Consider the following 10,319-nt stretch of genomic DNA (forward strand, 5'->3'; position numbering starts at 1 on the left):
CCACACAACGGGTGGCAAGTCAGGCACGCGGACGTCCCCTCAGCGGCCCCGCAGCTCTCCTGGAACGCGAAAGGCGGCCCCGGAGGGCCGCCAGGATCATCGAAGTGACTCACGCCCGCCAGCAAAGATGCTGGTCAGATCGTTTCTGCACACCTGGTGTGCGGTGGGGCGGGTGGGACTCGAACCCACGGCCGACGGATTATGAGTCCGCTGCTCTAACCGGCTGAGCTACCGCCCCTCTGCGGCGTGGCGCGTACATGTGTGCGCGCCGTCTGCCGCAGCATAGCCGCTCATACGATCTCCTGCTCCGGATGCCTCGTGTGATCGGCTTCGCCTGCCCAGTGAGACCGCCCTGAGGGCTGCCCGGTTCCAGGTCCGGCAGAAAAAGAAGAAGAGGACCCACCCGGGGTCCTCTTCCTCGTCGCTCCCCCGGCTGGACTCGAACCAGCAACCCTCCGGTTAACAGCCGAATGCTCTGCCAATTGAGCTACAGGGGATCGCGCTCCCCCGACTGGACTCGAACCAGTAACCTGCCGGTTAACAGCCGGCTGCTCTGCCAATTGAGCTACAGGGGATTGCTGCGTTGCACCGAACAGGCCCTCCTCCGGCCTTGCCGGGGGGCGGGTGTCCGCTGCGAGACATAGATTAGCGCAAGCAGGGGGGTGCTCCGCCAATCGGTATCGACAGCAGGCCGGGCACCGACACAGCGAAGGGTGGCAGGCATGCGCTACAAGGTCACGTTCCTCGCCGGAGTCGCTCTGGGGTACGTGCTCGGCACGGCCGCGGGACGCGAGCGCTACGAGCAGATGAAGAAGTCCGCCCGGAGCCTCGCCCAGAACCCGGCGGTGCGCAACGCCGTGGAGACGGCCGGACAGAGCGGCCGGCACGCGGCGGGACGCGCCTTCACCGCCGTCGGCGACCGGGTGGGCGACCACCTGCCGACGGCGATCAGCGGCCGGGTGCGGTCGCTGCGCGAGCGGGGACAGGGGTACGAAGACGACTGGGGCACCAGCAACACCTAGAGCGGCCGCCGGTGCGGCAGAATTCTCCGCATGGGGATAGTCGCCGGGCTGGACAGCTCTTCCGCCTTCACTCGCATCGTCGTCTGCGACACCGACACGGGCGCCGTGCTGCGCCAGGGGTACGCCCCCCATCCGCAGCCCGCCGGTGATGCGAACCCCCATGAGACCGACCCCCAGGCCTGGCTGCTCTCGCTCGGCGAAGCGGCCGGCGGCGGGCTGTTGGAGGGGGTCCAGGCGATCGGGGTGTCCGCCCAGCAGCACGGGCTGCTGGCGCTGGACGCGCAGGGCGCGCCGGTCCGGCCCGCCCTGGTCGGCAACGACAAGCGCGGCCAGGTCGCGGCCGCCGACCTGGCGGACAAGTTCGGCGGGCGGCAGGCGTGGACCGAGGCCGTGGGCAGCGTTCCGCAGTCCGCCCAGCCGATCGCCAAGCTCGCCTGGCTGGCCCGTAACGAACCCGAGGCGGCCCGCCGGGTGGCCATGGTCATGTCGCCGCACGACTGGCTGGTCTGGCAGCTGCTGGGCCGGCCGGCCCGGCGCACCACCGACCGCGGCGGGGCCTCCGGGACCGGCTGGTGGTCGGCGGCGACCGGCTCCTACCGGCCCGACCTGGTCGAGCTGGCGCTCGGCCACCGGGCGGTGCTGCCCGAGGTGCTCGGCCCGGCCGACGCCGCCGGCACCACCCCGGAGGGGCTGCTGATCTCCGCCGGCACCGGGGAGACCATGGCGGCCGCGCTGGGACTGGGGCTCGGCCCGGGCGACGCGGTGGTCTCGCTGGGCGCGTCCGGTTCCGTCATGGCGGTGCACCACGAGGCGCTGTCCGAGCCGACCGGCCTGATCACCTCACTGGCCGACGCGGCCGGCCTGCACCTGCCGGTGGTGAACGTCTCCAACGCCGTACGGGCGCTGCGCGGCACCGCCGACCTGCTCGGCACCGACCTGGAGGGGCTCAGCGACCTGGCCCTGAAGTCCACGCCCGGCGCCCACGGCCTCGTCCTGCTGCCCTACCTGGAGGGCGAGCGGACCCCGAACCTGCCGCACACCGCCGGCACCCTGTCGGGGCTGCGCCGCGACTCGATGAAGCCCGAGCACCTGGCGCAGGCGGCGTTCGAGGGCATGCTGTGCGGCCTGGTGGACGCCCTGGACGTGCTCCGCACGCGCGGCGTCGAGATCCGCCGGGTGTTCCTGCTGGGCGCGGCGGCCGAACTGCCCGCGGTGGCCAAGGCCGCGCCCGGGCTCTTCGGCACGCAGATCGTCGTACCCGCCCCGGCGGACTACGCCGCGCTGGGCGCCGCCCGGCAGGCGGCGTGGGCGCTCGGCGTCCACCAGGGCACGCTCGCCCCGCACACCCCGCCGGTGTGGCCGGCGCCGGCCAGCCATGTCTTCGAGCCGGGCGAGGAGCTGCCGGTGTGGCAGGCGGTGCGCCAGCAGTACGTGACGACGCGGGAGCAGATCCATCCCGGGGCGTTCGCGGCGGCCCCCGCCCCCGTGGCCCCCGCGGCTCCCCCGGCCCCCGCCGCGTTCACCCCGCCGCCCTCGCCCTCCGGATTCCCCGACTTCCCCGGTCTCCCCGGCTTCCCCGATCTCCCCGACTTCCCCCGGGCGTAGTCCGCGGGAGGGTGGCGCCCTCCTCCTTTTGACCTGCTTTTGCGAAAAAGGGTGGGGAAGCGTGCGCGGGTTGTCCGAAGATGGACCGAACCCCCCGATCTTGCGACTCGGAGCCTGCGCGTGCTCATACGACTTCTACGGACGCACCTGCGTCCGTACCGAACACCCATCGCCCTGCTGGTGCTGTTGCAGCTGCTGCAGACCAGCGCCTCGCTGTACCTGCCCACACTGAACGCCGACATCATCGACAACGGTGTCGTCCACGGCGACACCGGCTACATCCTCGGCTTCGGGGCGCTGATGCTCGGCGTCTCGCTGGTCCAGCTCGTCTGCAACGTCGGCGCCGTCTACTACGGTGCCCGGACCTCCGCCGCCGTGGGCCGCGACATCCGCGCCGCGGTCTTCGACCGGGTGCAGAGCTTCTCCGCGCGGGAGCTCGGCCACTTCGGCGCCCCGTCGTTGATCACCCGGACCACGAACGACGTGCAGCAGGTCCAGATGCTGGTGCTGATGACCTTCACCCTGATGGTCTCGGCGCCGATCATGTGCATCGGCGGCATCTTCATGGCGCTCTCGCTCGACGTGAAGCTGTCGGGCGTGCTGCTCGCCGTGGTGCCCGTGCTCGGCCTGTCGGTCGGCGCGATCGTGATGCGGACGCGGCCGCTGTTCCGGCAGATGCAGGACCGGCTGGACACCGTGAACCGGGTGCTGCGCGAGCAGATCACCGGCAACCGCGTGATCCGCGCCTTCGTCCGCGACGAGTACGAGAAGGAGCGTTTCGCCCGGGCCAACACCGAACTGACCGACGTGTCGCTGTCGGCCGGCAAGCTGCTCGCGCTGATGTTCCCGACCGTCATCGTCGTGATCAACATGTCCAGCGTCGCCGTGGTCTGGTTCGGTGCCATGCGGATCGACAGCGGCGGCATGGAGATCGGCCAGCTGACGGCCTTCCTGGCCTACCTGATGCAGATCGTCATGGCCGTGATGATGGCCACCTTCATGTTCATGATGGTGCCGCGCGCCGAGGTCTGCGCCGAGCGCATCCAGGAGGTCCTGGACACCTCCTCCAGCGTGGTCCCGCCCGCCGAGCCGGTGCGCGCGCTCGACCGCCGCGGGCTGCTGGAGCTGCGCGGCGCCGACTTCCGCTACCCGGGTGCCGAGGCGCCCGTGCTGCGCGGGGTGGACCTGCTGGCCCGGCCCGGCGAGACGACCGCCGTGATCGGCTCGACCGGCAGCGGGAAGTCGACCCTGCTGGGCCTCGTACCGCGGCTGTTCGACGCGACGGGCGGTGAGGTGCTGGTGGACGGCGAGGACGTCCGCCGGATCGATCCGGCGCTGCTGGCCCGCACGGTCGGCATGGTGCCGCAGAAGCCGTACCTGTTCTCCGGGACGGTCGCGTCGAACCTGCGCTACGGGCGTCCCGACGCGAGCGACGAGGAGCTGTGGCAGGCGCTGGAGGTGGCCCAGGCCAAGGAGTTCGTGTCCGCGCTGGAGGGCGGGCTGGACGCGCCGATCACCCAGGGCGGCACCAATGTCTCCGGCGGTCAGCGCCAGCGGCTGGCGATCGCCCGCACGCTGGTGCAGCGCCCGGAGATCTACCTCTTCGACGACTCCTTCTCGGCCCTGGACTACGCGACGGACGCGGCGCTGCGCGCGGCGCTGGCCCGCGAGACCGAGGACGCGACCGTGGTGATCGTCGCCCAGCGGGTGTCGACCATCCGCGACGCCGACCGCATCATCGTCCTGGACGAGGGACAGGTGGTGGGCGAGGGCCGCCACCACGAGCTGATGGCCGGCAACGAGACCTACCGGGAGATCGTCCTCTCCCAGCTGACGGAGGCGGAGGCCGCATGAGCGGGCCCGGTGGACGGATGATGATGGGTCCGGGCCAGCAGTCCCTGGACTTCAAGGGCTCCGGCAAGCGGCTGCTGAGGCAGCTCGCGCAGGAGCGGCTCAAGCTGTGGGGCATGGTCGTCGCCGTGTTCGGCAGCGTGGCCATGACGGTGATCGGTCCCAAGATCCTCGGCGAGGCCACCGACCTGGTGTTCGCGGGGATCGTGGGCCGGCAGATGCCGGCGGGGACCACCAAGGAGCAGGCGCTCGACGGGCTGCGGGCCCGGGGCGAGGACGGCATGGCGGACATGCTGTCGGGCACCGACTTCACCCCCGGCGAGGGCATCGACTTCGGCGCGGTCGGCGCGGTGGCGCTCTGGGCGGTGGTCGTCTTCGCCCTGGCCGGCCTGCTGATGCTGGTCGCGACCCGGCTGTCGAACCACGTCATGAACGACACCCTGTTCCGGATGCGCGAGGAACTCCAGGCCAAGCTCTCGCGGCTGCCGCTTTCCTACTTCGACCAGCAGAAGCGCGGCGAGGTGCTGAGCCGGGCGACCAACGACATCGACAACGTCGGGCAGACGCTCCAGCAGACGATGGGGCAGCTGCTGAACTCGCTGCTGACCATCGTCGGCGTGCTGGCGATGATGTTCTGGATCTCGCCGGTCCTGGCGCTGGTGGCGCTGGTCACCGTCCCGGTGTCGGTCTACGTCGCGGCGAAGATCGGCAAGAAGTCGCAGCCGCAGTTCGTGGCGCAGTGGAAGACCACCGGCGCGCTGAACGCGCACATCGAGGAGATGTACTCCGGGCACACGCTGGTGAAGGTCTTCGGCCGCCAGCAGGAGTCGGCGGACACCTTCGCCGAGCAGAACGAGGCGCTGTTCAAGGCCTCGTTCAAGGCGCAGTTGGTCAGCGGCGTCATGCAGCCGGTGATGTTCTTCATGTCGAACATCAACTACGTGCTGGTGGCGGTCGTCGGCGGGCTCAAGGTGGCCTCGGGCAGCCTGTCGATCGGTGACGTGCAGGCCTTCATCCAGTACTCGCGGCAGTTCTCGATGCCGCTGACGCAGGTCGCGTCGATGGCGAACCTGGTGCAGTCCGGCGTCGCCTCCGCCGAGCGGGTCTACGAACTCCTCGACGCCCCGGAGCAGGAGCCGGACGCCGAGGTCCCGGAGCGCCCGGAGAAGCTGCGCGGCGCGGTCTCGCTGGAGAAGGTGGCGTTCCGCTACGAGCGCGACAAGCCGCTGATCGAGGACCTGTCGCTGTCCGTGGAGCCGGGGCAGACCGTCGCGATCGTCGGCCCGACCGGCGCCGGCAAGACCACGCTGGTCAACCTCCTGATGAGGTTCTACGAGGTGACGGGCGGCCGGATCGCCCTCGACGGGGTGGACATCGCCAGGATGACCCGCGAGGAGCTGCGCTCGGGCATCGGCATGGTGCTCCAGGACACGTGGCTGTTCGGCGGCACCATCGCCGAGAACATCGCGTACGGCGCCTCGCGCGACGTGAGCCGGGAAGAGATCGAGCAGGCCGCGAAGGCGGCGCACGCGGACCGGTTCATCCGTACCCTGCCGGACGGCTACGACACGGTGCTGGACGACGAGGGCTCGGGGGTCAGCGCCGGCGAGAAGCAGCTGATCACCATCGCCCGGGCGTTCCTGTCGGACCCGGTGATCCTGGTCCTGGACGAGGCGACGAGCTCGGTGGACACCCGTACCGAGGTGCTCATCCAGAAGGCGATGGCGCGCCTGGCGCACGGCCGGACGTCCTTCGTGATCGCGCACCGGCTGTCCACGATCCGCGACGCCGACGTGATCCTGGTGATGGAGAACGGGTCGATCGTGGAGCAGGGCACGCACGACGAGCTGCTGGCGGCGGACGGCGCGTACGCCCGGCTGTACGCGGCCCAGTTCGCGCAGGCGGTGGCCGAGGTCGACTGACCTGGTGCGCTGTTGAACCGCCGCAAGGGGTGCCCTCGCCACGGGGGCACCCCTTTGCGCGTACCAGGCCGCTCGGCTCCTCAGTCCAGGTAGCCGCGGAGCTGGTCGGCGAAGGCGTGGTCGCGCAGCTTGCCGAGGGTCTTGGACTCGATCTGGCGGATCCGCTCGCGGGTCACGCCGAAGATGCGGCCTATCTCCTCCAGGGTGCGGGGGCGGCCGTCGTCGAGTCCGTAGCGCAGCTGGACGACCTTGCGTTCGCGCTCGCCGAGCGTGGACAGGACGGCCTCCAGGTGCTCGCGCAGGAGGAAGAAGGCGGCGGATTCGACGGGTGAGGCCGCGTCTCCGTCCTCGATGAGGTCGCCGAGGGCGACGTCGTCCTCCTCGCCCACGGGCGCGTGCAGGGATACGGGCTCCTGGGCGAGCCGGAGCACCTCGCTGACCCGCTCGGGCGTCAGCTCCAGGTGGGCGGCGACCTCGTCGGCCGTCGGCTCGTACCCGCGCTCCTGGAGCATCCGGCGCTGCACCCGGACGACCCGGTTGATCAGCTCGACCACGTGCACGGGGACGCGGATGGTGCGGGCCTGGTCGGCGAGTGCGCGGGACATGGCCTGGCGTATCCACCAGGTCGCGTAGGTGGAGAACTTGTAGCCGCGGGCGTAGTCGAACTTCTCGACCGCGCGGATCAGGCCGAGGTTGCCCTCCTGGACGAGGTCGAGCATGGTCAGCCCGCGGCCGACGTAGCGTTTGGCGACGGAGACCACCAGGCGCAGGTTCGCCTCGATCAGCCGGCGTTTGGCCATCCGGCCCATGACCACGAGCTTGTCGAGGTCGACGGCGAGCTGGGAGTCGAGGTCGGGGGTGCTGGCGAGCTTCTCCTCGGCGAACAGGCCGGCCTCGACCCGGCGCGCGAGTTCCACCTCCTCCGCCGCCGTGAGCAGCGGGATCCTGCCTATCTCGCGCAGGTACTGGCGGAACAGGTCGGCGGAGGGGCCCCCTCCGCCTCCGCTTCCGTGGTCGCCGCCCGTGCGTCGCCGCTGATCCGGGACCCGTTCGACGAGCTCCAGCGGCTCGGGTTCGTCGTCCACGGCCTCGGCCTCTGCCTCCGCCTCGGGCGCGGGCTCGTGCGCGGTCTCGGTCAGGCTCAGGGTCTGGGTCTGCACGGGGGCGACCTCCAGGGCTGGAGAGGACTCAGGCGCCGCGACTCAGTGTGGCGTACGGCACATCGTCGCCACGAGGGGCGTGCGAGCACTTTTTGAGTCCGCTGCGTGACCGGATGGTTACCCGCCGCCGGGGCCCGTGAAGCCCCTCGTACGGATGTCCGGGCGCGCAGCCGGGCGCCGGAGCGGTGCCGTCCGGGTCTGCAGTCACTCCTCGGCGGGCTCCAGGCGGACCGCGCAGACCTTGAACTCGGGCATCCGGGAGACCGGGTCGAGCGCCGGATTCGTGAGGGTGTTGGCGCGGCCCTCGCCCGGCCAGTGGAAGGGCATGAAGACGGTGTCGGCGCGGATGGCGTCGGTGATCCGGGCGGCCGCGACGGCCCGGCCGCGACGGGAGACGACGGCCAGCGACCTGCCGTCCACGGCGCCGACGCGGGCGGCGAGGCGGGGGTGCAGTTCCACGAAGGGGGCGGGGGCGGCCGCGTTGAGCTCGTCGACGCGGCGGGTCTGGGCGCCGGACTGGTACTGGGAGACCACCCGGCCGGTGGTGAGCAGCACCGGGTACTCCTCGTCGGGGACCTCGGCGGCGTCGCGGTGCGCGACGGGGACGAAGCGGGCCCGGCCGTCGTCGGTGGCGAAGCGGTCCAGGAACAGCCGCGGGGCGCCCTCGCCGCCCTCCGGACAGGGCCAGAAGACGCCGTCCTCGTCGGCGATCCGGCGGTAGGAGATGCCGGAGTAGTCGGCGGGGCCGCCGGCCGAGGCGCGGCGGAGCTCGTCGAAGACCTCCTCGGGGTCGGTGGGGAAGCCCTTCTCCACACCGAGCCGGGCGGCCAGTGCGTGCATCACCTCCAGGTCGGTGCGCACACCGGGGGGCGGGGTGAGGGCGCGGCGGCGCAGGATGACCCGGCCTTCGAGGTTGGTGGTGGTGCCGGTCTCCTCCGCCCACTGGGTGACGGGGAGGACCACGTCGGCGAGGGCGGCGGTCTCGGACAGCACGACGTCGGCGACGGCGAGGAAGTCCAGGGACCGGATGCGCTCCTCGATGTGGGAGGCGCGGGGGGCGGAGACCACGGGGTTGGAGCCCATGAGGAGCAGGGCGCGGACGTCGGTGCCGAGCGCGTCGAGGAGTTCGTACGCGCTGCGGCCGGGGCCGGGCAGGGTGTCGGGGTCGACGCCCCATACGCCGGCCACGTGGGCACGGGCGGCGGGGTCGTCGAGCTTGCGGTAGCCGGGCAGCTGGTCGGCCTTCTGGCCGTGTTCGCGCCCGCCCTGGCCGTTGCCCTGGCCGGTCAGGCAGCCGTAGCCGGACAGCGGGCGGCCGGCCCGGCCGGTCGCCAGGCACAGGTTGATCCAGGCGCCGACCGTGTCGGTGCCCTTGGACTGCTGCTCGGGGCCGCGAGCGGTGAGGACCATCGCGGACTCGGGCGCGCAGAACATCTCCACCGCCTCGCGGAGCCTGGGGACCGGGACTCCGGTGATCCGCTCGACCAGTTCCGGCCAGTGGGCCATGGCGGCGGCCCGGGCCTCGGGCCAGCCGGTGGTCCGGTCGGCGATGAACTCCTCGTCGGTGCGGCCCTCGGCGACCACCAGGTGCAGCAGGCCCAGGGCGAGCGCCAGGTCGGTGCCGGGGCGGGGGGCCAGGTGCAGGTCGGCCTGCTCGGCGGTACGGGTGCGGCGCGGGTCGACGACGATCAGCGTGCCGCCGTTCTCCCGGAGCTCGGTGAGGTAGCGCAGGGCGGGCGGCATGGTCTCGGCCAGGTTGGACCCGACCAGGATGACGCAGCCGGTGCGCGGGATGTCCTCCAGCGGGAAGGGCAGCCCGCGGTCCAGGCCGAAGGCTCGCTGGTGGGCGGCGGCGGCCGAGGACATGCAGAACCGGCCGTTGTAGTCGATCTGCGACGTGCCGAGCACGACCCGGGCGAACTTGCCGAGGCTGTACGCCTTCTCGTTGGTCAGCCCGCCGCCCCCGAACACCCCGACCGCGTCCGCCCCGTCCTCCCGGCGGGTGCGGGCCAGGCCCTCGGCGACGGCGTCCAGCGCCTCCTCCCAGGTGGCCGGCTCCAGCCGCCCGGCGTGGGAGCGGATCAGCGGCCCGGTCAGGCGCACCCGGGAGGACAGCACGGCGGGAGCGGTACGGCCCTTGCCGCACAGGGCCCCGCGGTTGACGGGGAACCCGGTGCGCTCCTCCACCGTCACGCTCCGGCCGTCGGCCTCGGGACGGAGGTTCATCCCGCATTGCAGGGCGCAGTACGGACAGTGCGTGGCGATGGTGTGCATGCGGTCCAGCGTGCGTCGGCCGTGTTACACCCGCCGCCACCTCGCGTTACGGGCGAGGGTGCGTCGGCTCCCGGCGGGGCTCACCGCCCGGTGAGGTCGCGGACGGTGGGGTCGCGGACGGTGGGGCCGGCCGTCCAGCCGCCGTCCACCGCGAGCTCGGCACCCGTCATGCAGGCGGCGGCGTCGGAGAGGAGGAACGCGACGGCGGCGGCGGTCTCCCGCGAAGGGGTGAAAGCTGCTACAGGTTTTCTAGTCATTCATAGTCATCTCTAGTCGCATATCCCGACTATCTTGGCCTTGTGAAGCTTTCGGAGTGGGCGCGTCAGCAGGGCGTGAGCTACCAGACCGCCTGGCGGTAGGTGAAGGACGGGAAGATGCCCGTCCCCGTCCGCCAGGCGCCGTCCGGGACGTGGCTGGTCGATGAGGTCGCCGTCCAGCCGTCCGGGCGGGTCGTGGCGTACTGTCGCGTGTCGTCCGCCGACCAG

General features: G+C 71.8%; 7 protein-coding genes and 3 tRNA genes. 4 read left to right on the forward strand and 6 right to left on the reverse strand.

The window, feature by feature from the left end; genetic code table 11:
* Positions 1–164: 164 nt before the first annotated feature.
* The 3 genes from GPJ59_RS10865 to GPJ59_RS10875 form a co-directional block, all read right to left on the reverse strand.
* Positions 165–238: transfer RNA gene (locus GPJ59_RS10865), tRNA-Ile, on the reverse strand.
* Positions 239–424: 186 nt separating this feature from the next.
* Positions 425–497 (reverse strand) — tRNA-Asn (locus GPJ59_RS10870).
* Positions 498–502: 5 nt separating this feature from the next.
* Positions 503–575, reverse strand: a tRNA-Asn gene (locus tag GPJ59_RS10875).
* 147 nt (positions 576–722) lie between these two features.
* On the opposite strand from GPJ59_RS10875, the gene GPJ59_RS10880 reads away from it, so the two are divergent.
* From GPJ59_RS10880 to GPJ59_RS10895, 4 genes are all read left to right on the forward strand, one after another.
* A complete protein-coding gene (locus GPJ59_RS10880; protein ID WP_219666455.1) occupies positions 723–1,022 on the forward strand; it encodes a YtxH domain-containing protein in 300 nt (99 codons plus the stop codon).
* 30 nt (positions 1,023–1,052) lie between these two features.
* Entirely contained in the window at positions 1,053–2,627 is a 1,575-nt protein-coding gene (locus GPJ59_RS10885; protein ID WP_258024200.1) for an FGGY family carbohydrate kinase, read from the forward strand.
* 120 nt (positions 2,628–2,747) lie between these two features.
* Positions 2,748–4,481 (forward strand): ABC transporter ATP-binding protein, encoded by a 1,734-nt coding sequence (locus tag GPJ59_RS10890; RefSeq protein WP_219666456.1) that lies wholly within the window; start codon positions 2,748–2,750, stop codon positions 4,479–4,481.
* Positions 4,478–6,400, forward strand: a complete 1,923-nt coding sequence (locus GPJ59_RS10895) for an ABC transporter ATP-binding protein (RefSeq protein ID WP_219666458.1) — start codon at positions 4,478–4,480, stop codon at positions 6,398–6,400. Before GPJ59_RS10890 ends, GPJ59_RS10895 begins: the two co-directional genes overlap by 4 nt.
* A gap of 80 nt (positions 6,401–6,480) precedes the next feature.
* Here the strand turns inward: GPJ59_RS10895 and GPJ59_RS10900 are convergent, their stop codons facing one another.
* The 3 genes from GPJ59_RS10900 to GPJ59_RS10910 all read right to left on the reverse strand — a co-directional run bounded on the left by GPJ59_RS10900 (position 6,481) and on the right by GPJ59_RS10910 (position 10,091).
* Positions 6,481–7,560, reverse strand: a complete 1,080-nt coding sequence (locus GPJ59_RS10900) for an RNA polymerase sigma factor (protein WP_219666460.1) — start codon at positions 7,558–7,560, stop codon at positions 6,481–6,483.
* 204 nt (positions 7,561–7,764) lie between these two features.
* On the reverse strand, positions 7,765–9,834 hold the full coding sequence (locus GPJ59_RS10905; RefSeq protein ID WP_219666461.1) for a molybdopterin oxidoreductase family protein: 2,070 nt from the start codon (positions 9,832–9,834) through the stop codon (positions 7,765–7,767).
* A gap of 80 nt (positions 9,835–9,914) precedes the next feature.
* Positions 9,915–10,091: an SDR family oxidoreductase gene (locus GPJ59_RS10910; protein ID WP_258024201.1), complete on the reverse strand. Its 177-nt coding sequence runs from the start codon at positions 10,089–10,091 to the stop codon at positions 9,915–9,917.
* Positions 10,092–10,319 lie beyond the last annotated feature (228 nt).

The organism is Streptomyces bambusae (assembly GCF_019400985.1).
Classification (GTDB): domain Bacteria; phylum Actinomycetota; class Actinomycetes; order Streptomycetales; family Streptomycetaceae; genus Streptomyces; species Streptomyces bambusae_A.

Coding starts and splice junctions, on each gene's coding strand:
- GPJ59_RS10895 (WP_219666458.1), top strand. CDS start 4,478: ATGAGCGGGCCCGGTGGACGGATGATGATGGGTCCGGGCCAGCAGTCC.
- GPJ59_RS10910 (WP_258024201.1), bottom strand. CDS start 10,091: ATGACTAGAAAACCTGTAGCAGCTTTCACCCCTTCGCGGGAGACCGCC.
- GPJ59_RS10880 (WP_219666455.1), top strand. CDS start 723: ATGCGCTACAAGGTCACGTTCCTCGCCGGAGTCGCTCTGGGGTACGTG.
- GPJ59_RS10885 (WP_258024200.1), top strand. CDS start 1,053: ATGGGGATAGTCGCCGGGCTGGACAGCTCTTCCGCCTTCACTCGCATC.
- GPJ59_RS10905 (WP_219666461.1), bottom strand. CDS start 9,834: ATGCACACCATCGCCACGCACTGTCCGTACTGCGCCCTGCAATGCGGG.